The 22,311-nt window shown below is 34.4% G+C and carries 18 protein-coding genes; 11 read left to right on the top strand and 7 right to left on the bottom strand.

Features of this window, described 5'->3' with window-relative positions:
* The first annotated feature begins 194 nt into the window (after positions 1-194).
* From EG342_RS25555 to EG342_RS21955, 5 genes are all read left to right on the top strand, one after another.
* Positions 195-548 carry a hypothetical protein gene (locus tag EG342_RS25555; RefSeq protein WP_246008683.1) on the top strand — a complete coding sequence of 118 codons (354 nt, stop codon included), beginning with the start codon at positions 195-197 and terminating at the stop codon, positions 546-548.
* Between the two features lie 156 nt (positions 549-704).
* Entirely contained in the window at positions 705-2,141 is a 1,437-nt protein-coding gene (locus EG342_RS21940) for a hypothetical protein (RefSeq protein WP_103289985.1), read from the top strand.
* A gap of 35 nt (positions 2,142-2,176) precedes the next feature.
* Positions 2,177-2,506, top strand: coding sequence for a nucleotide pyrophosphohydrolase (locus EG342_RS21945; RefSeq protein ID WP_103289989.1), 330 nt, complete (start codon positions 2,177-2,179; stop codon positions 2,504-2,506).
* Between the two features lie 8 nt (positions 2,507-2,514).
* Positions 2,515-4,689, top strand: a complete 2,175-nt coding sequence (locus tag EG342_RS21950; RefSeq protein WP_103289992.1) for a DNA/RNA helicase domain-containing protein — start codon at positions 2,515-2,517, stop codon at positions 4,687-4,689.
* A gap of 172 nt (positions 4,690-4,861) precedes the next feature.
* A complete protein-coding gene (locus tag EG342_RS21955) occupies positions 4,862-6,607 on the top strand; it encodes an ATP-dependent nuclease (RefSeq protein ID WP_103289995.1) in 1,746 nt (581 codons plus the stop codon).
* Between the two features lie 63 nt (positions 6,608-6,670).
* On the opposite strand, the gene EG342_RS21960 is transcribed toward EG342_RS21955, so the two are convergent.
* Positions 6,671-7,030, bottom strand: a complete 360-nt coding sequence (locus tag EG342_RS21960) for a helix-turn-helix domain-containing protein (RefSeq protein ID WP_103289997.1) — start codon at positions 7,028-7,030, stop codon at positions 6,671-6,673.
* A 268-nt stretch (positions 7,031-7,298) separates the two neighbouring features.
* Here EG342_RS21960 and EG342_RS21965 point away from each other — a divergent pair, with 268 nt between their 5' ends.
* Positions 7,299-9,218: an AAA family ATPase gene (locus EG342_RS21965; protein WP_103290000.1), complete on the top strand. Its 1,920-nt coding sequence runs from the start codon at positions 7,299-7,301 to the stop codon at positions 9,216-9,218.
* Positions 9,218-10,678: a 5-methylcytosine restriction system specificity protein McrC gene (locus tag EG342_RS21970; RefSeq protein ID WP_103290002.1), complete on the top strand. Its 1,461-nt coding sequence runs from the start codon at positions 9,218-9,220 to the stop codon at positions 10,676-10,678. The genes EG342_RS21965 and EG342_RS21970 overlap by 1 nt, the downstream gene beginning before the upstream one ends.
* A gap of 99 nt (positions 10,679-10,777) precedes the next feature.
* On the opposite strand, the gene EG342_RS21975 is transcribed toward EG342_RS21970, so the two are convergent.
* The 5 genes from EG342_RS21975 to EG342_RS21995 form a co-directional block, all read right to left on the bottom strand.
* Positions 10,778-11,107, bottom strand: a complete 330-nt coding sequence (locus tag EG342_RS21975; RefSeq protein ID WP_213084022.1) for a hypothetical protein — start codon at positions 11,105-11,107, stop codon at positions 10,778-10,780.
* 148 nt (positions 11,108-11,255) lie between these two features.
* Positions 11,256-11,756, bottom strand: a complete 501-nt coding sequence (locus tag EG342_RS21980; protein ID WP_103290006.1) for a hypothetical protein — start codon at positions 11,754-11,756, stop codon at positions 11,256-11,258.
* Positions 11,757-11,766: 10 nt separating this feature from the next.
* On the bottom strand, positions 11,767-12,351 hold the full coding sequence (locus tag EG342_RS21985; protein ID WP_164465219.1) for a T6SS effector amidase Tae4 family protein: 585 nt from the start codon (positions 12,349-12,351) through the stop codon (positions 11,767-11,769).
* A 139-nt stretch (positions 12,352-12,490) separates the two neighbouring features.
* On the bottom strand, positions 12,491-14,962 hold the full coding sequence (locus EG342_RS21990; protein ID WP_103290012.1) for a TonB-dependent receptor: 2,472 nt from the start codon (positions 14,960-14,962) through the stop codon (positions 12,491-12,493).
* Between the two features lie 177 nt (positions 14,963-15,139).
* Positions 15,140-16,303, bottom strand: coding sequence for a T9SS type A sorting domain-containing protein (locus EG342_RS21995; protein WP_103290015.1), 1,164 nt, complete (start codon positions 16,301-16,303; stop codon positions 15,140-15,142).
* A 416-nt stretch (positions 16,304-16,719) separates the two neighbouring features.
* On the opposite strand from EG342_RS21995, the gene EG342_RS22000 reads away from it, so the two are divergent.
* From EG342_RS22000 to EG342_RS22015, 4 genes are all read left to right on the top strand, one after another.
* On the top strand, positions 16,720-17,748 hold the full coding sequence (locus EG342_RS22000) for a hypothetical protein (protein WP_103290018.1): 1,029 nt from the start codon (positions 16,720-16,722) through the stop codon (positions 17,746-17,748).
* Positions 17,749-17,751: 3 nt separating this feature from the next.
* The gene (locus EG342_RS22005; RefSeq protein WP_103290020.1) at positions 17,752-18,684 is read left to right on the top strand and encodes a hypothetical protein; all 933 of its coding nucleotides are present in this window, start codon (positions 17,752-17,754) and stop codon (positions 18,682-18,684) included.
* Positions 18,684-19,907 carry a hypothetical protein gene (locus EG342_RS22010; RefSeq protein ID WP_103290023.1) on the top strand — a complete coding sequence of 408 codons (1,224 nt, stop codon included), beginning with the start codon at positions 18,684-18,686 and terminating at the stop codon, positions 19,905-19,907. Before EG342_RS22005 ends, EG342_RS22010 begins: the two co-directional genes overlap by 1 nt.
* A 178-nt stretch (positions 19,908-20,085) precedes the next feature.
* On the top strand, positions 20,086-21,120 hold the full coding sequence (locus EG342_RS22015; RefSeq protein WP_103290026.1) for a serine hydrolase domain-containing protein: 1,035 nt from the start codon (positions 20,086-20,088) through the stop codon (positions 21,118-21,120).
* On the opposite strand, the gene EG342_RS22020 is transcribed toward EG342_RS22015, so the two are convergent.
* On the bottom strand, positions 21,107-22,231 hold the full coding sequence (locus EG342_RS22020) for an acyltransferase family protein (protein ID WP_103290028.1): 1,125 nt from the start codon (positions 22,229-22,231) through the stop codon (positions 21,107-21,109). The two genes, EG342_RS22015 and EG342_RS22020, sit on opposite strands and share 14 nt — an antisense overlap.
* Positions 22,232-22,311 lie beyond the last annotated feature (80 nt).

Here is a 22,311-nt window from a genome sequence, read left to right on the forward strand (position 1 = left end):
AATTGAAATTTAAGCCGAAGCCGCCCAAAAAACTCAAGAAAACTACCCTGAAACGCTTTTTATTAAAGCGGATGATCTACTATGTCCTCCCGAACGTCTTCTTCAACTTTATTATTGCGTACGCTAGCTTCAAAGAATTGGGCTATACCCATTTTTTCTCGGGAGAACAAAATCTCGCCCGTCTTACTTTACCCATGGCCATCTTCCTCCCCGTCGTCCTTACCATTGACATTATCAAAAGAGTCACAGACGCCGCCGGACAAGGTGCCATTGAATTCACCGTAGATGAGCAACTGAATATTAAAAAGCTAATGACCAAGCTGAGTATTTTACACGGTTTGGTTACGGGTTCGCTGGTGCTGTCCTTGTTGTTTCTGGGACAGTTTAATCTGTCAAAGGATTATAAGCTGGATGGTGCAGCGATGGCTGTTGTTGTGGGGGTACTGGCTGGAGTGCTGTCTGTGGTGTTTGTTTATTTGCCGGTTTGGAGGTTGAGGAGGTGGATGTGTAGGAGGATTGAAAATATGATCATAGATACAAATAGATAGTTACAGTAAAAAGGTATTAGTAGTTTAATATCTAAAAAAACTATAATATAAACAACACCAAAATTCACTTTAAAATGTAAAAAATATTATATTCTAAAATATAAAACTTATTGTTTTATAAAAAAACATTAAATACCTTTATAAAAAACAATAAGCATGACATTTTCAGAACACTATGGTATTACGCCAACGTCAAAAGACGATTGGTTTGATCCAATTTTACAAACAGATACATTACTTTTTATTGACCCACTACTATTATCTAATAATGGAATTAAGCCATTTTTAAGGTCATATGAAGAAATTATGGAGTTCTTTAAAAATGCTTTTGAAATCGCAGCAAAAAGTGAAAGAAAAAATTCCGATCTCTTTTTCAAAAAGTTAAATAATATGCTTTTATTTCCAGAAGTCGAGGAGCTTTGTTTAGGATACTCAACTTCCACTAAAGGCGCCGGATCAGGAAGAGGATTTAGCCAAGATATCCTCAATGGTATATATAATTCTATTGAAGCAGGATTAAATAATATTGACAGATTCGAAAATATAGGCCTATTTAGTACAGGAATAGGAAGAGATAGAATTAGTGATATTACAGCAAATATTATTAAATCGGATCTCATAAATTATACCCAAACAATAATAAAAAGGTATTCAGATAAAATAACTACTAAAAAATTTCCAGTAAGAAATACTAAATTCAATATGAAAACATTGGTATGGGAAAAAGAAATTGTAGAATTGCCAATCAACCCGTATAATAATAAAGGACTATTATTATGTCCAAAAAAAATATTGAATATTGATAGTTATATGTCTAAAGAATCTTTTTTAGACTATGTTTGGGATAATCAAAATAGTGATGTTAGAGACGAATTTAGTTTTGCCATAAAGAGTGAAATTGATAAGAAAAGTATTATAAGTATTGCAAAAAAGCATACGGATTGGATATCATTATATAATAAATTTATGATTTCAAGGGATTTTAGCTCTTATGATATTGAAAAAGATATACTTGGAATATATCAACCTTCTAAAGCTTCCTTCAATTATGGAGAAGAAAACCCTATCAGTTTTAATGAACCTCATAATCAAAAGACCTTTGATTATGTTGTATCTGATATTATTAATTACTTCACAAATTATATAGAAAATAACAGTGGCTATAAATTGCTTTGGAATGATGATAAGACAGCAAAAAAAGAAGAAGCAGCTCAGTTAATATTTGTTGCTTTAACCAAGAGTTTGTGTAAGGCAAATAATATTGATTTAAATAGAGAAAATAATCTTGGAAGTGGACCAGTAGATTTTAAGTTTTCACAAGGATATAAAAATAAAGTTTTAATTGAAGTAAAGCTTGCTAAAAACAATAGATTTTGGGATGGTGTTAGATTACAATTACCTAAATATATGCAGGCAGAAGAAATAGATAAGGGATACTTTCTAGTAATATGTTATTCTGAAAAAGAGATTGAGAAGGTGAAAGAATTACAAAAAATAAGCAAGCAAGTTTCAAAAGAACAAAGAAAAGAAATAATTCCAATAATTGTAGATGCAACTCCTGATAAAAAAAGTGCATCTAAACTTAAAGAATAATTAACTTTGCTATTATTGTAATCCAAACATTTATTATGTCAGAAATAAAGTCATTGATTGAAAAAATACGAAAATTCAATCACGATCGAGATTGGGAGCAGTTTCATAATCCCAAAGATCTAGCTATTGCTTTAAATATTGAAACATCGGAACTGTTGGAACTTTTTCTTTGGAAAAGAGGAGAAAAGATAGATATAGAAAAGATAAAGGAAGAACTAGCTGACATATTTACCTTTGCGTTAAATATTGCTGATAAATTTGATTTAGATGTTACTAAAATCATAGAAGATAAAATGGCAAAAAATGAAAAAAAATATCCTGTAGAAAAGGCAAAAGGCAAATCAAATAAGTACGATGAATTGTAGTATCAAAAATGAAGAAATTTACAATTACAGAGGAGTACAGTTTTGATTCCCTCATAGAAACTAAAATAACCAGCAATCACAAAGACTATTTATCCTGGCCTATTGTGTATTTTTTAAAAAACAAAAAGACTAAATCGGCATATGTAGGAGAAACCACTGATGTATTGACCCGTATTAGCACACATTTGAAGTCGGAAGAGAAGAAACAACTCTCATCAGTAAATCTCATTTTAAGTGATCTCTTTCACAAATCAGCAACATTAGATTTGGAATCTAATCTGATCAAATATATTTCAGCTGACGGTCAGTACGCCCTACAAAATGGTAATCTTGGAATTTCCAATCATCAATATCACGAAAAGAAAGTATACTGGGATTTATTCAAAGATATTTGGGATGAACTCAGACAATTAGGTATTACTCGTCATTCGTTAGATTATATCAATAATTCAGATCTTTTTAAATATTCTCCTTATAAATCGCTTTCTAAAGAACAGATTAAAGGATTAAAAACTATTTTAAACTGTTTACTGGATGAGAATGCGAAAGTAAGTCTTATCCATGGAGGAGCAGGAACTGGTAAATCTATTTTAGCAATTTTTTTATTTAAGCTCTTAAAAACAAACTTAGAGGATTTTAATTATGCTGATTTTGATGAAGATGATGAAGAGCTTTTTCTTTTATTAAAAAGGGTTAAGGATAAATTTAAAGACTTAAATATGGCACTGGTGATTCCTATGGCATCATTTAGAAAAACCATCTCTAATGTATTTAAAAATATAAATGGTTTATCTGGAAAAATGGTAATAGGACCATCAGATTTAGCAAAGAATAACTATGATCTTATTATAGTTGATGAGGGACATCGCTTAAGAAGAAGAGTTAACCTTGGTTCTTACTTTGGAACATTTGACACGAATTGTGAGAAGCTAGGATTAGATAAATTTACAGCTTCTGAGTTGGATTGGGTTATTTTACAAAGTAGTAAATCGATTATTTTTTATGATCAATACCAATCCATAAAACCTTCGGATACACTTAAAGATAGTTTTAAAAAATTAGAACTAGAACCTCATACACGCGTTGAAAAATTAAAGACTCAACTTCGGGTACGTGGAGGAAATAACTATATAAAGTTGATTCATAAAATTTTTGACGAATCTTTGATATTGCCATCAGAAACCTATAAAACAGATGACTACGAATTCTATCTTTTTGATGATTTGTCTCAAATGGTTGACCGAATAAAAAAGAAAGATAAACTGCATGGTTTATCAAGAATGGTAGCAGGATATGCATGGGAATGGATATCAAATAAAAACTCAGAAGCTTATGATATCATTATTGGTGAAAATCAATTTAAATGGAACAGTGTCTCTGTAGATTGGGTTAATTCTACAAATTCAATTGATGAGGTAGGATGCATTCATACAACACAAGGTTATGACCTTAATTACACTGGAGTTATTATAGGACCAGAATTGGATTATGACTTTACTTCAAGAAAATTTATTGTTGACAAGAAAAAATACAAGGATAAAAATGGTAAAAATTCTATTCAGAATGAAGAGGAATTACTTGATTTCATTATCAATATTTACAAAACAATACTATTGAGGGGAATTCAAGGAACCTACATTTATGCATGTAATGAAAACATGCGACTTTTCCTTAGCCAATTTATTCAATCTTCTAATTCGTTTACAAAGCAAAATTCATTACAAATTTCAAATACACCTTCTGAAAATTCAATACCGTTCTATGATCTTACTATTGCTGCTGGATCATTTTCCGAACTGCAGGAATTAGAAAATACAAAATACATAGAATTAGATGATATAAATAGTAAAGATGATTATTTTGCGTGTACTGTAACAGGCGAATCCATGAATAAAATCATACCCAATGGCAGTATCTGCTTATTTAAAAAGTATACTGGAGGTTCACGTAATGGTTTAATCACACTAGTTGAAGGAAGAAATGTTACTGATATTGAATTTGGCAGTAGCTATACGATTAAAGAATATTCCAGTAAAAAAGTAACAGATGAAGAAGGTTGGCATCATGAAGAAATAACATTGTTACCAAAATCAAATGATTCGAGTTTCAAACCTATTGTTCTTAGAGATGAAGAAACGATTGACTTTAATGTTTTAGGTATTTTTGTGAGAGTACTAAAATAATAGTTCTTCTTACTTTTAAAATAAATTATAAAACCTTCTAAGAAATTTAGAAGGTTTTTATTGTGGGAAAATATTAGATCTATTTCTTAAAATCTACTAATTCATTATTAGATTATGGAATCCCGTAAGGTATAACACATAGTCTGAAATATATTTGAAATAAAATAATATTATGAAAATAATTTCTTTTGGAGTAAATAATTTTAGAGGTATTTCTGGTGGAATAGAAAAAAACACAATCGAATTTAATAATTCAAATACAATTTTCCTTCTGGGACAAAATAATGTTGGAAAATCAAGCTTTTTAAAAGCTTATGATTTTTTTTACAGAAATTCCAGTCCTACATTAGAAGATATACATAGAATGGATACGAATAATGTAATTGAATTTGAAATGGTTTTTCAGCTAGATGAATATGATTTTCAAAAAGATTCAATCAAGAACAAAAAAGAAGGACTAAAGAAGTGGTTAAATGAAAAAAATTATCTAAAGATCAAAAGAATTATCAAGGTTAAAAATGTTTCAAAAATAGCTTTTGAAACAGAAAACCAAACCTGGAATTACTATAGTTCACAATGGGAGGTTAAAAACTATGGTGGTATTGGTCTGGACAGCGTCTTCCAAGCCGCGTTACCAAAACCTATCTTTATAAAAGCTATGCCAACTGAAGCAGAAGGCGAAACAATCATTAACGAAATTCTAAAACAGAAAGCATCTGCTAAGTTGGAAGATAAAGATCGACAGGAGCTTAAAGATGCGCAATCAAAAATTCAAGAGTTACAGGATAAACTTTATAATCCATCCTCCATTAAAGCTTATAAAAAAGAAGTTAATAAGTATTTTCAATTACTTTTTCCCAACTCTAAAATTGAATTAAGTGAAAAAGATAAAACTAAATGGACAGAAAATTCTATCGGAAAAAGTTTTGCAATTCATTTTGAGCATAATAATTCTGGAGGAGAGAAAGATGAAACTATTCCTACAAGTTATGATCGAATAGGACATGGAGCTGTACGATCAGCAATTTTTTCACTCTTGTTAATGAAAGATGTAGCTGAAGAATTCGAAAGAACTGATAATAGAAAAGATTATATTGTATTGTTTGAAGAACCAGAATTATTTTTGCATCCAAAATTAATGAAACAACTTCGCACACTGATCTATAAAGTCAGTGAAGCAGACTCACCTTATCAAGTCCTTTGCGCATCTCACTCTCCTCAAATGATTGATATCACAAAAGAAAAATCTTCATTAGTAAGAATGGTTAAAGATACTGAAGGAACAAAACTATTTCAAATTAACGATGAGTTTTTAAAGGAATCTAAAAACTTAAAAACAAAAGAGCAATTAAAGCAAGAGATGAATGAGGTACTAAGGTTTAACCCTTTTATTTGTGAATCTTTTTATGCAGATGAAGTCATTTTGATCGAAGGGCCTACAGAAGAAATTATTTTAAGGGGATACTTTAACGAAGTCCAGACTGATAAAGACATTTTTGTAGTTAACTGTGGTACAGTTAATAACATTCCTTTCTTCCAAAGAATATTCTCCCAATTCAATATTACATATCATGTGATATGTGATACAGATTCAGCTGAAATATTGGAGATGGACGAAAATAATTTTATACAATTCGAATCTGGAATTCAAATGACTATTTACCAACAAATTAAGGCAGATTATAAAAAAGAAAATTATAAGTGTGGCTTATTTCAGGTAAATATTCCAACTTTTGAACCATTTCACCAGAATGAAGACATTCTTCAAAATTTAAGATATAAAGAATATACAAAGACCAACGGTAAACCATTCAATGCAAATTTATATTGGAAAGAAGTTCTACAACCCAATTTAAATATAAAAGAAATTAATGAGGTTCCTATAATAAAATTTCTAGGAAATATTTTATCTCACTAGTTTTTATATTTTATTTTTATTAAAAAAGGTTCAGCGTGTGCTGAACCTTTTCTATATCTTAAGTTATCCCTTCTCAATCAACCTCTCCAGCCTACCCATCATCTCATCCCTCTCCTTCAACATCCTTTCATAAAGTTCCATCTTTTCTTCATGCAATTTTTTTATTTCATCTATTGGACTAAAATTGAACGTAGAATGCGGATTTCCAACACAAGCATTATCACCAAACGTATTAGAAATAATATTCACCGCCTGCTCCTCATCAAAATTCTGAAACGCTTCCACCGGAATTTTCAATACTTCAGAAATTCTTTTCAGTAAAGGGTCTTCAATAATTTCTTTCTGTTCCAGCAAAGAAACTTTCTTCTGGTTCCAGTCGTCCCCAAGGTCAAGAGCCAATGCTTCCTGCTTGATGCCCAGCATTTCCCTGAATCGTTTTACATTTTTTATAATTGTATTCCCAAGATAGATAACATAAGCATTAATATTTTACGTTTTCCCGTAACCATGAATTAAAGATTTTCATTATTATTGTACTCCATAAGATACAAATACATGAAAACTAATATTATTGATGCTTTAATACCTTAGATAAAGTACCTCTCAATTTAAAAACTTATCATTTTTATCATCAACGACCGGTTCATTATATAGTAATGGATCATATCTATACAGAAAAACTAAAACCAACATGACTTTTACAGAATTAATTGACGAATTAGAGATTTGGGATCACTGGCAGGAAAGATACAACCACTATGTACCCCTGTTTATTGAGGAAGCAGGCACCGGAAAACAATGGGAAGACTGGGATAAGGAAGTTTTTTATGAATTTTTCATGCGCTCGTCCGATCAATGTGTTTCTTCTTTAAAACTGGGCTACTTTACCCATGAAGAAAAAGACCTGATCAAAGAAAACTGGTCAGAATTGTCTGTGCTGTTACAGAATATTACCTTAAGCCAGCAACAACCCTTATTTGAAACCTATTATCAGATTAAAGAACTCATTAGAAAATGCACCAGTAATAATAAGAAAGCCGCAACCAACAGACTTATCGTAGGTTTGCAGCCGCAATTATTGTGTACCATTGTAAATGAAGACCGATTGAGAGGTTTAATTTATCTACTGAACAAGAATGTGGAGGATTTTGAACTGAAACTTACATACGACTGGTTTCAGGACAGCCACAACCTTCTTCAGATTTTTAAACAAAAACTCAATAAAGATGTCTCTGAAATCGTAACCCTTCCATGGCAGGTGTATGATTATTTTCAGGAGCAAAATACCCCATCCTCCATAGAACAAAATGATATGAGTGAAAATAAACTGGACCACCAGATTCAAATTTTAGACTATAAAAAGCAAATCATCCTGCAAGGCCCTCCAGGAACCGGAAAAACTAAAATGGCAAAGGAATTGGCTGTTCAATTATTGAGATTGAATGATACTACAGAATTAGAAGATAATCAGCAATTCAAAATCATCCAGTTTCATCCCAGCTACTCTTACGAAGATTTTGTAAGAGGTATTGTAGCCAAACCAAATCCTGCGGGCCAAGGAGTTCTGTATGTAGCAGAAAACAAAACCTTAGGAGAATTTGCACAAGAAGCAACAGATAATTACAATGATTCTAAAAAAGCTCCGGAAGAAATTTCTAAGGAACATTGGATTCAGGAAAATTATGAAAAATTCAAAGAATTTCTATTAACTACATTAGAAGAGAAAGGAGAAGTCACTATAAAAGATAATACAAAACCAAAAATTATTGCCATAGAAGAAAAGGCAATCAGGGTAAATCGTTATAGTAATGAAAATGACTCCGTTTTAATAAAAGATACAGATATTATAGAAGGCTATAAAGGACTTTATTTCTCTAATCCTACTATTAAGATTAGAGAAAATATTATTTTATCAAAGTCTGCAAGAAGCGGGATGTATTATTTATACCAAAATTTGGTAGAAAATTTCAAAAAATACCTGGATGATAATCATATATCCTTCATACAAAATACAAGTAATGAAAAACAAGAACTAAAACCATATGTATTGGTTATTGACGAAATCAACCGGGCCAATCTTTCTTCCGTTTTAGGAGAACTTATTTATGCTTTAGAATACAGAGGTAAAGCCGTGGAAAGTGTATATGAAGTTGACGGCAAAAGAGACCTGATTCTCCCTCCTAACCTATACATCATTGGCACTATGAATACCGCAGATCGCAGTGTTGGACATATTGATTATGCGATACGCCGCCGTTTTGCTTTTATTGATGTTTTACCTGAACCTCTGGAAGATGACGAGCATATTCATTTTAATACGGAAGGGTTCAAAAAAGTATCAGGGCTATTCAAAAATGGAAATGTAAGTGGTGAATTTGAAGCGAAGGATGTTCAACTGGGACACAGTTATTTTATTGCTAAACATGAAGATATCAGAGCTGATCATACAAAAGAGGACATTTTCAGAATGAAGATGAATTATGAAGTGGTTCCTATTCTTCTGGAGTATGTGAAAGACGGTGTTCTTATCGGAACTTTCGAGGATAAGGAGGACAACAATAAAAAATATGACATCAAAGACTATATCAATACGCTGAAAACAAATAATTAATGGGAATTTTACTTTCGGAACATAAAAGTTTTCTGATCAGAAGAGGTATTCCTGAAGAATCTGTTGCAGACCTTCAGGGTGAGCTTCATCTTGATGATGAGTCTTTTCAGTTATTTGATACCTTAGAAAGTAAACCATTCAATCATCGGTCTTTTTCTTTTTCGGTGGTAAAAGGAGAAAACCACTGTGAGATTAAGGCCGATTATTTTGTAGGCATCGACTGGCTGGGAAAGACCGGCCGGACGATCTATGTTGAGCCAAAGATGAATGTGGGATTATCAGAATATTTCAGAAACTGCCTTAATTCAGAAGAAAATTCCACTGAAAGTCCAGAAGAGTTTACTAGTCAAGAGAAAGCAGCAACCAGGGAAGTGAACTACCTTACGATTCTTCTGGATATCATGTCTCTGCCGGAAACATCCCGATATTCCAAGGACGTGGTCCAGGTCGACTGGAAGGCACCCCCCATTACAATTGATCAGAAAGATGACCGTTTAACGCCTTTTCTGATTGTACAGTTTTTACAGCACCTAAAAACAATTGTACGTAAAGGACTGAAAAAATCCTATTATAAAGCTCAGGAAAACCTGAACAGTAAGGTAAAAGGGAAAGTATTAGTCGGGCAGCATATTAAAAAGAATGTATTTAAAAACAGATTAACCTCTACTTTCTGTGAGTTTCAGGTCTTTGGGGAAGATCATTTGGAAAATAGATTTTTAAAGAAAGTCTTAGAATTTGTGGCCAGCTATATCGGAAATAATTCATCATTATTTCCTTCAGAATCAGATGTATCGGCCATTAAAGATATTCTGAATTATTGCAGACCGGCTTTTGAACATATACGCAGTGATGCCGATGAATACCAACTGAAAAACATCAAAAAAAATCCTTTCTTCAATGAGTACGGAGAAGCTATCAGAATCGGACAACTTATTCTGAAGCGCTTTTCTTATAATATCACGAAAACAACCCAGAAAAAAATAGAAACCCCACCTTTCTGGATTGATATGCCGGGATTATTTGAATTGTATTTTTATTATCAGTTAATAAAGGCCAACCCGAAAGACAAGCAGTTTATCCATTATCAGTTTAGTACCTATGGAAATCATCTCGATATTCTGATCAGTAAACCCGGATGTGAAATGGTTATTGATACAAAATATAAGCTGAAATACACGAAAAGCCATATTCATAAGGATATCCGCCAGGTTTCAGGGTATTCCCGTCTGAAAAAGGTTATCAATGAATTGAAAAGTAAAAATGACGCTTGGGATGAAAATCAAATCATGGACTGTTTAATTATCTATCCACACCTTGATAGTGAAAATGTTCATTCATCCACATTATTATCTGATTTCTCACTTGAAAATATTAAAAGGCAATTTGAAAAAACTGAAAATCAGATTGCGGCTTATCACAAAGTCTTTAAGTTGGGGATAGGTCTGCCTGTCATTTCATAAGACCCAACAAAAACAATAGCTACAAAAAGCATCTTTATGGAACTTCCAAAGGGTGCTTTTTATCTGCCGCCTACTCTTCCACAAACAAAATAGCGAACATTATTTCTTTGAATTTTTCCTTTGAGAGGTCACTCCAATAAGTTTTCTGATATAACTGTCTAACTCCTTGGATTCATAAAAATACAAACATTTAGCCACAATGATATTACTATTTTCTTGTTCAGAATAGTATATGTGCCCCATCGAATAAAAGTTACCTGCCTCTTTAATTGTATAGTTTCTCAGCTTCTTAGTTTGACTATCTGTTAGTTTACCTAATGTTGAAAATTCAGTACTTGACATATCTTTCATCTGGAATTTAGTTAAAAAAGAAGAGTCTATTTTATTATAATTAATGTAAAGACAGTGATCAAATACATATTTCTTCATATTGTCACCTACATTTGAGGTTTGTGCCTGGAGTACATTAGTCAGTAATAAGACTAGTATTAAAAACAGTTTTAAGTTATTGCTTTTTGTTGTAAATAAACTTATTTTAATTCCCATAATGTTATTTCATCTGCTGGATTGAGTATAGCTAATGGTTGTTCAAATATTTATTTTCATTTTGAATATTATGCATATAAGCCTTCGAATCATTAATAAGTTTTTTATACATTTCAATGGTCATGTTTTCACTTTCAAATAATTTGTTACAAAGCAAAAAAGGCGAGCTGTAATCTTCTTTTATATGTTCATCTTTATCTTGGTAAAAGGTAATTACATTGGCCATATTTTTATTTTGAAAATCAATAATTGTTGATTTTACTGCTTCAATTTTATAAAAAGTTGGTAGTGCATAGCCTAAATCATAAAGAGTGTAATAGTGTCTGTTAAATAAACTGTTATTTTTACCTATGGATTGCACACGATATATTTTAGTTTTCTGTATCAGAATATCCATGCATTGACACTTTCCTAAATCCATAAATTGTTGATAAGCAGCATTATCATTTAATAATTTTTGTTGAACAGCATTCAATGTTCCTTGTGAGTATAACCCTACTGACACTAATAAAGCGATTATAAAATATCTCATTTTTATTTTTTTATTTCAATTCCCAAAAATAAATAACTTTCGCATGTTCATAATAATTATGTCCACCAATAGCATTTCCATCATGCCATAAAGTTGCATGTCCGCTTGCCCATCGTGCATCATTAGATATTAAAATATAAATTCCTTTTCTATCCCCTATTTTATCAGCTACTTCATTAAACGATTTTGGATTTTTAATTTCTTCATCAGGTTTACCAAATTGTTTTTCCTTTAACCAAGTTCCCATATTTGCTGCACTAACAGTAATACCTTTATCTTTATTTGGACCTTCTTTTATTGTATATTCAGTTTTAACTTTGATTTTTGCATTAATAAGTCCTAAAGAAACTCTGGTAGCACAGGCATTTGAAAAAACTGTTTTATCATAATTCGAACCAAATATTGTTGTAAACACTTTGGAGGCTGGCATATCATTTTCAGAGGGAGTTCCCGGATTTACTTTTGGGTAACCATGGTAAACGTCATCCCATTTAGGCCTTTTAATTTTGATAGGCTTGGTCTGTTTATTTCCACTTGTCGCTATAATCCCTCGTCGTTGCTCAAGGAATATAGGTATAAAATTATTAATTCTCATACTCATGTGTGTTTTTATATTATTTCACTAAAAGTAGATAAAAATAAAATATCTCATGGTTTGCACATGAGATATTTTAAAATTTGTAGTAGAGCTACGACAAGAATTGATCAGCTATATTTTCAACGATAGCTTTCATTTAACTCCCCGTTCCCGGCCCATTCAAATACTCATTACTCATATCCTTCTCCTTTTTAAAATCCATTTTACCAAACTTATAACTGAAGCTTATTCCGAAGGAGCGGTAAGGAAGTTCTCTTACGGAATAAGAGTCGTAGTCTCCGGTACTCACGGTAGTGACCTGTCTGATGTATTTATTGAAAGGATTGGTAATGGTAAAACCCAAACTTGCTTTTTTGTTCCAGAATTCTTTTCTTCCTGCCAATGTATACGTAATAGATTCTGGATTTTTCCCTTGGATATTTTTGGCGGCTGAGTTATAGTTTCCGAATACTTCCAGAATAAAATTCTTGGGAAACTGGTAATTGAGATTCAGATTCAGGCGATAGCGCATTCCCATATCCAGGTTGCCTACATAGGTATGGCTCATAATATACCGGTGAAACACCATCATATTACTTCTCAGATTCATTTTATTATGAAGGAATGGAAGAGAAAGAGAAATGATACCACCGGAATTGTATTCTTTCCCGATATTGTCTCTGGCTGTTACTGATACATTGGTATATTCCGTTCCGTTCGCTGTAAAGGTGGGATAAAAGGTAGTAATCTGCTTTAAATCCTGGCTGTTGATACGTTCTACCATCGACAATGAAATGTTTCCTCCATTGGCAAAATTCTTTGTGTATCCCAATTCCATATTATCGCCTATTTCAGGTTTCAATGCCGGATTTCCTGTGGTAATATTATGAGGATCACTGATGTTTAAAAACGGATTCAGCTCAGTGTATTCCGGACGCTCTACCCTTCTTGTATAAGATAGCTTTATCGTTTCACCACTTTCAAATTTATGAGACAAAATGAAGGAAGGAACCAACAATCCATAAGATGGAATATTTGTATTAGGGAAATCTATTTTAAGAGTGGTATACTCATAGCGTAACCCTGCTCTTACATCCAGCCAATTGAATATTTTAAGTTTTGAAGAAAAATACGCGGCATAGATTCCCATATCATAATTTAAATGATACGACTGCAAAGGATCTGCTTCATATTGACCGGATGTAGTATTCAAAACATGAACCTCCGTAGCATTGGTGATATGTTGCTGTACTGTTTTCGCTCCCATTTCAAAGATTACATTCTCATTTAAAGGATGAACATAATCTACGGACAGGTTATGGCTGTTATCGGTTCCCGGATTATTACCCGAGATTCCATTATACGGCGACGCTGCTCCTGATAAACTTTGGGTCTGAAAATAACTGGTAGTGGGTGATCCGAAACTAAACACATAATCAGCAGTAAGCTCCTGCCCTTCTTTTTGAAAGGTTTTTCTAAAACTTAAACTTCCATCGACGGAATGAACAGAAGATCGGTTATCTGTAGTTCGGGATCCGATAATCGAAGTTACAGTCGAAGTATTATAATCCGTGATAAACTGCTGCTGATTGATCAATCCCGTATTTTTATTGGAAAAATTATTGTAGGATAATGAACCGCTCAAAGCACTGGATTTACTCAATGTCCAGTCAAATCCCAGACCTGTACGGTATCCGTGTCTTTCAAAATCGGTATAGCCATCCTGCATTAAGTGAGTGCCGGTATTGGCTGCAGGATCTCTGGAAGTTCTGTCCTGTGAAAAGGGAGTTCTGGCTTTTAATTGGGCATTTCCGCTAAAAAAGGCATTCATACTGAAACTATTGTTCTTATAATTCAGATTTACGGATCCGGTTTCAAACAACGTTCCGGCAGATGCATTTACAATTCCGTTGATGCCTTTTACTTTGTTATCCTTTAAAACAATATTGATAATTCCTCCTGTCCCTTGTGCATCGTATTTTGCTCCCGGACTGGAAACTACCTCTATACTTTTAATCTGATTCGCAGGAATGGAGGCCAACGCATCGGCAAGGCTGTTTCCAAATATACTGGAAGGCTTTCCGTTAATCAAAAACCTGATGTTAGAATTTCCCTGAAGTTCCACATTTCCGTCAGCATCCACGGTCACCTGAGGAACTTTTCTTAATACATCAATCGCTGCTCCGTTCTGGGAAGTCACATCATTTGCGGCATTAAATACAATTTTGTCTACTTTATTTTCAATCACAGATTTTTTACCAACGATCGTCACTCCTTCCAGAACCGTTTCGCCGTTAATCAATTGAATATCTCCAAGGTTCACATTGCTATGGGCGGGATCAATCTGAATATCAGCTGTTGTTTTATTTTTGTATCCGGCATAAAAAATAGCCACTTTATAGCTTCCTGTTGTCATATGATCTATGGAAAACTCACCTTTTTCATTAGATGTTGTTCCGTTGACCTCTTTATTGTCCGGATTTAATACTCCAATACTGGCATAGCTGATGGGTTTCCCCGTCTTAGAATCCACAAGTCTTCCGCTTATTTTTCCCTGACCTTCAGCTTCTTGTGCATTGACCATCAGTACAGAAAATAACAGGGTCAGTAAAATCGATAATTGTTTCACAGTGATAGTTGAATTAATATCCCGCAAAAATGAAAATCAATTTGGTAGAAATTCTGAATTTATCATCAACCTGTTACTTTTTCCGGATAAAATATAAAATTGTGCCATTATCCCATAAAAACGGCCGCCGAGGTATTCTCAGCGGCCGCTCCTTGAAAATAGATATAAATGAGTGTATTAATCTCTGATCATCATTTTTTTTGCGTCAATCAGCTTTCCGTTGACCGTCATTTTGTATACATAAGTGCCGGACTGCAGCTCATTTCCTGAAAGTCTTACAGATCCGCTGCCTCTTTCATTCAAAGGCATTGACTTTACCAATTGCCCGGATATGCTGTATATTTCTATGCCAGCCGTACGACTATTTTCAGGAATATAATATCGGATATTGGTTTCATTCTTTGTGGGATTGGGTGTATTCTGAAATAATACCGGAGTATCTGAAGAAGCACCTGCAGTACTTCTGTTGATCAGCATTTGCTTCAATTCGTCTACGGTATTTTCAAGGCTTTGAATCCGATCTTTAAGTTCCTGTATTGTTTCATCGCTACTGGCTGTTCTACTTAAAGGAGTATTGGAAATCATGACATTTCCGTTGGTATCTACGACCAATCCGCGGCCACTTCCTGTTGGTAAGCCCTGTAATCTTACCGTTCCCACCGTATGGAAATTGGCAGTCGGAGTAGTTGTACGGATCCCTACACTTTGGTCTTTAATCAGCATGGTAGAGGTTGCAGACATTCCAAACATAATGGATTGGGGAATAGCGTTTGTTAATTTGGCGCCACCTCCTCCTGCTCCAATCACAAAAGATCGGTTTCCGGTAGCAATCAGATCAATTCCAAAACCTCCGGAATAAAAATCCCCAAGATCAATTCCTACTCCCAACGCAAATTGATTGGCGTTTCTGATGGTATTTTTCCAACCCAGCGCTACGGATTTACCTGCTCCGTTTAATACCGTATTGGCTTGTCCGGCAACAATATTGGCTCCTCCTGCATTGCTTAAGTCATTTTCCCAGCCGCTTACCAAAGAACTATTGGCCTGAGCACCCAAAATATTGGATATTCCGTTTACAATACTGCCCTTGGTTTTTGCAAAATTTGTATTGTTTGTGGTTTCAACGATAAAAGAACCGGTTTCATTGAGAATGGCCTGTCCGGGATTGGAAGTCGCCCCGCCTACCCTCAGATATAAAGGACGTGGATCTACAGTTCCGACATAGTTTGTATTGGTAATTCCGGCATTTCCATTGATATCCCAAAGTTGAGCCTGTAAAGCTCCGGTTAAAAGCAGCATACCGGTGAAGCCCGCTTTCACGAAAAGTAGTTGAATTTTCATAATATCTTGTTTTTATGGTTGTTATGACGCTTTAGTTTTTCACTAAAGTAGGAAATATTTCATATAAAATAAAATATCATTAATCATTTAAAACTATTTTTCAATTATTAATTCTATAAACCCAATAGTAAAGCGAAAAATATAAATTATTATAAATTTCTATTGAATATATTCACTGGATTAATAAATATAAAAATCCTTATTATTCATCAACGTTCTTCCCGATTTTACTCTAAAGCACTGATCAACTACCCATTATATTCCAATATACATATCCAAGTATCAAGATTATCAGCTAAGATACAAACTGCCTTTACGGGTTTCCGTAATTTTTTCATGAGGCTTGTTCGTAGTTTCGAACATTATAAACCATGGTGTTTTTGAAAAGATTTCACTTAAAAAATAACTGAACCATTATGAATAAAAAATTAACTCCTGCAGATCTCTTTCTTGGAATTCTTGCACTACTCCTCATCAGCGTAAGCTTTTACCAGACCTGGCTTGGCCTTCAACAGATTTTTGGACCGGCATCGTTTGTCATTGCGCTTGTTTTATCTCTCTTATTGCTGTTCCTCTGCTGGATGCTGAGGAATGCCAAGCTTGAAGGAAAACCAACCGGAAGCCTGGTCGGAATTTACATCTTTATTGCCTCCTTCTGTTTCATTGCCAATTTTAATGCATTGTATACCAGATTCATGAAAACAGATATCTATACCGATGAACTGAGAGACATTAATAAAAATTTCACTACCCTGGAGAATGATGTAGAATCCAAGCTGAGCTATAAGTACAATAAGCTCACTACCCAGAATATAGAAATTAAAAAGAAACAATTGATGGAGCAGATCAAAGATCCGGGTAATAAGGGAATCGGAACCCGTGCTCAGTCGCTGATCAGAGACATTGAAAAGTTAACGGGTCAGAAAGTTGACCTGCTGACGCCCGTAGGTAGTGATTACGAAGATCTTTCAGAAAGAATGGGACATCAGATCGATAACATGATTTCTGACCTGTCGCCTGATGAAAGAGCCTTAAAAACAGACCTCAATAACTCTGCTTTAAAATGGAACAAAAACATCCAGGATCTGCTTCTGCTTTCCAAAAAAGAAAAAGATGAAATGTCACAAGGCCTGATCGATGAATCACTGGCTGATTATAATAAGCTGGGAAGCCGGGCACAAACGGTTTTAGGAAATGAAAAAATTCACTTTGAACCTGCGGTATCTCAAACTCAGCAGGTTGGAAAAATAGGTTTTGCTTTCGAACATGCCATTAAAAACTTCGGAATGTACCAATTTGTTGTACTGGCAGGCTGCATCTTACTTGATTTTGTGATTGTCATTATCATTTTACTCGTAACGAGCCCCGGAGGATACAACAGAAATAACGGTGGAAGCGTATTCAGCAACAAGAGAAGCGGTAAAACCATAATCCCTAACAATTAACCTATGGAAACTCAGGACCATTTAAAACCATTGTCTTTTGAGCTTGACAATGATGATGCTTTAAAGCCTCTTTCTTTTGAATTTAAAAATGATGCTCCGGAAGATTTTGTTCCGATTGCAAAGACCATTTCGAATGATCTCAAAAACAAGGAAAGCAACTTTGTCTTTTTCTTCGGTACAGCAGAATCAGGAAAATCAGTGATTCTTTCTTCCATGCTGTATTATCTCAGATCGTATGCCGGAGTATTGAGACCCAAACTAGGAACCCCCAATTCAAAAGAAGCCAACGTACTTTTGTCTGATTTTTTTGAAAATATCCGACAGGGAATTTTACCCAACCGAACAACGAGAGATCAGGTAACCCGTCTGGATCTGGTATTTGAACCGAATAATAAGTCTAAAAAAGTGGTTCCGATAGATCTTACCTTTCTGGAAACCTCAGGTGAAAATCACAACGATATCAGAAGAGGCGGAAGCTATCATAGCAGTATTGAAACTTTTTTAAATGCCAATATTCCGCTCACCTTTATCATTGTCACCAGCTTTGAATCTGCTTACAAAGACGATTCTCTGATCAATGAATTTCTGGATGAACTCGAAAGAAAAGGCAAAAATTTAAAATCCGTCAATGCTATTTTAGTGATTTCAAAATGGGATAAATCCGGAAGAATGGATGTGGAAAGTGCCGAAGAGCTTGATAATTTCATCTCTGAACGCTTGCCGATGACTTCACAGCGGATTAATACCTATGGTTTAAGCAAAACATATTATACCATCGGCAGTCTTCAAAACGCAACAGGACAGGAAAAAATTGATTTGCTCAATCTTTCTACCGCAGAGGTCTTATCAAAATGGCTGTATCGCAGTATCATCGGGTACGATCTGGATTATGAAGGAACATTTTGGGAACGTTTAAAATTTAGTTTTACAAGTTAATGAACAGCACTTATTTTTTCTCAGCATTTGGCACTTTCGGAAATCCATACGGTTTCAGGCAATCATTTTTTCTGGGAGGCAGCAGTAGTGTTGCCAAAGAAATCAGAACGTATGATCTGAAAACTGATGCCATCAAGCTATTTCCGGAAACCAGTATCTATTCTATGCGGAAAGATTTTGCCGGCGGAAGCAATCTGATTTCCTATGCAGTTTATAAATTTGCCAAAGAACAGAATTCAGACCGGGGCGGAACTTTCATCGGATCCAGCTTACTTTTTGTTAATAAAACAGCACCGGAAAGCATTACCATCAATGCATTGAATGATTTTCAGAACAATCTTGAAAAAAATAACCTGTCTGAGGGAACAATTACCGTTAACCATTCAGATCATTTTTCCGTTCGTAAGCCGAAAGATTTTGATAAGATAGGATTTAATATCAAAGAAATTGAAGACCTCAATTTTTCTCTGACTACGCAAAGTTATCTGGTGGTGTATTGTGAAACGGATGCCTCCAAACTACAGCCTTTTTTTAGCAAAGCATTGGAACTTTTAAATGTCTACGATACCATTTATTTTACTCAAAGCCACGAAATTGCGGAGTTTGTAAAGCAAAAAGGAATATTTAAAATTGTAGACGCAGGTGGTTTTCATAAGGAAATCGAGAAGTTTCACGAAGAGAGAAATCGTGAGGTTCAACAATCTATCGCTGAATTTGAAAAGGAAAAGGAAGACCTGAAAGAAGAAAAAAAGATACTTATTGCAGAACTTACCCAACAAATTGAATCTAATGAAAGACGACACCGGGAAAATGAACTTAAAATAAAGGAATCAAAAAACGGGATCGACCTCATCGGCAAAGAATACGATCAATACGCCGGAAAAATTGCAGAAGTAACCGACAAGCTAAAACTGGATGGAAAAGTGGAAGCCGCCAAAAAAAAGTATTCTGAATATACAAAAGCATTCACCAACACCATCAGTCAGAATAAAAATATAGATTCTTTACAGTCTATCTCATCAGGTAACAGCACTGCAAGAGAGGTTCCACAATACGGAAATGACCTATCCGGTTTTAGGGGGCGCGAAAGAAATGAGGAAAAAGAATTCAAACTGGACTGGTATAAAGTTGCAACGTTCATCCTTTCTTTTGTTCTGATCGGAATTCTGACCTGTTCTTTCATATTTTTGGACGTAGGAAAGATATTGGGGATCAGTTATTGAGCTATAATACAACCTCCTTTTGGAGAAAAAGGAGGTTTTTATTTTTTTCACATCAAAATTTCTATAATATAATTTCTTTAAATCCTTCCTGATAGAGGCATAAAAAATTTCAATACCAGTAAAGAACAGTGCTGAAATACTTATATTTGGAAACAAAAACTTTTAAACCATCCAAAACATGAAGGCGAAAATTATTTTCACACTATTCATATGTCTTTCCTGCGTACCACTTTTTTCACAACAAAAAGCAGATTTTCATTTAAAAAAAATAGATAGCATTATCTCTGCCTCCACTCCATTACCATTCAATGGTGTTGTATTACTCTCTCAAAATGGAAAGGTACAATACCTGAAATCCAATGGCTATAAAGATTTTGATAAGAAAACTCCTTTGAAAACTGATGATCAGTTTGAAATTATGTCTAATTCAAAACAAGTCACTGCTGTTTTAATTTTACAAGCAGCTGAGCAGGGGAAAATAAGTCTTCAGACTCCCATTAAAAAGTACTTGCCTTCTCTGACCCAAACCTGGGCCGACACCATCACAATACACCAGCTTTTAAATCATACTCATGGCATTACAGATCTAAATAAACCTTCTGCTTTTAAGGCTGGAAGCCAGTTCAAATACGGCAACCTTTCTTATATGCTTCTGGGCGAAATCCTTCATAACACCACCGGGAAAAGCTTTGCTGAACTGGCCACTTCACTTTTCAAAAAACTGAAAATGGAAAAGACATTTGTATACAACATCAGCAATAATCATTCTCTTGTACCCGGATATATGAATGAAAACAATCAGTTTAAAAAGGTAGAAAAATCATTTTTAAATGACGACATTCTTCCCGCAGCAGGAGTGATTTCCACAGTACAGGATCTTGCAAAATGGAATCAGGCATTGTTTAAAGGGCAGCTCCTCTCACCACCATACAAGAAACAGATGCTCACCGCTTCTACAAGCTCTCAACATAATGTTTTTGGAAAAGAAAATATGGGATTTGGCTATAACGTGAGAATCATCAAAGAATCCGGGCTTGATTATTATGCTGTGACAGGTCTCGGCGATGGTTTCACTTGTCTCAATGTATATTTTCCATCTGTGGACACCAGTTTGATTGTTCTTGAAAATCAAATGCCCGAAAACAGAGAGTATTGGAGCCTGAAAGAGGCTGCTATAAAAAATGCAGTACTGAAAATGATTACTTCAAAATAGAAGATACTTCTACCATCTTATTTTTTATTTTTAAAAATCTTTTTTCAATAATAAACCTGTAAAATACTCCGCCTCCGACACAAAATAACAGACAAAGAAAAAAGCTTATAGTATCTGATGTTTCAATATTCACAGAGTCCATAGCTTTCTGGAGCATATGAATAATTCCTTTGTGGGAAAGATAAATGGCATACGATAAAGAAGCCACCTGTGTCGTTATATAAGATGTTGACCGCGAAAGAAAAGAAGATGCGGAAACCGCTGACATAACAATAATTCCATAGCTTACTGCTACCAGCGTAAAACCGAAAATGGAAGCTCCTTGTGAGGCTTGTTCATTGCAGATCCAGAATGACATTCCCAACAACAGTATTCCCAGCAGAAATAACCTGTTCCCATTATGATGTACTATACTTTCAAACCTAGCGGAATACTGCATCAAATAACCGATCAGAACCCCGATTCCCAGGCCATCCAGTCTGGTATGGGTAGGATAATAGATGTTCATGTACCACGACCGCCAGAATTCCAGCGAGTTATTATCAGCTGAAGCTAACAATGTATTCCATGTGATGAACCGGGCAGCAAGGGAAAGGATAACAACAAATGCGATTAAAACCGGAAGATATCTGAAAAATCTGGTCCTCATCAAAATCAGCAGAAGCAAAGGAAGAAAAAGATAAAACTGTTCTTCAATACATAATGACCAGGCGTGGGAAAAAGTTCCCCGATCAATAACATTCAATCCATAATTCTGGGTAAAAGTAACAAATTTCCATACCGAAGGAAGTGCCTCTCTTTCCCTGAAAAAAGGAAATGTAAAGTACAGGAAAAGCGTAAAAGCGTAAGGAGGAATAATTCTGAAAAAACGCTTGATATAAAAGGTTTTTAAACTAATAGCTTCCCTGTTTTTTAATTCTTTAAACAATTGATTCGAAATCAAAAAACCACTCAGCACAAAAAAGAGATCAACTCCCGTCCAGCCAAACCTTCCTACACTGTCAATCCAGTCAGGATGCTTAAAAGCACGGTAATGATATAATAAAACCAGCATAATAGCCGCAGCCCGCAGATGATCTAATCCGTAAAACCTTTCAGAACGTTGCTCCATATTTTTTTAGTGCAAATCTTGTTAAATTCCTGAGTTTTTTTGAACATCAGACTTAGAAAGCAGCTTATTACCTATCAATA

Origin of the sequence: Chryseobacterium lactis (genome assembly GCF_003815875.1) — a bacterium.
Classification (GTDB): domain Bacteria; phylum Bacteroidota; class Bacteroidia; order Flavobacteriales; family Weeksellaceae; genus Chryseobacterium; species Chryseobacterium lactis.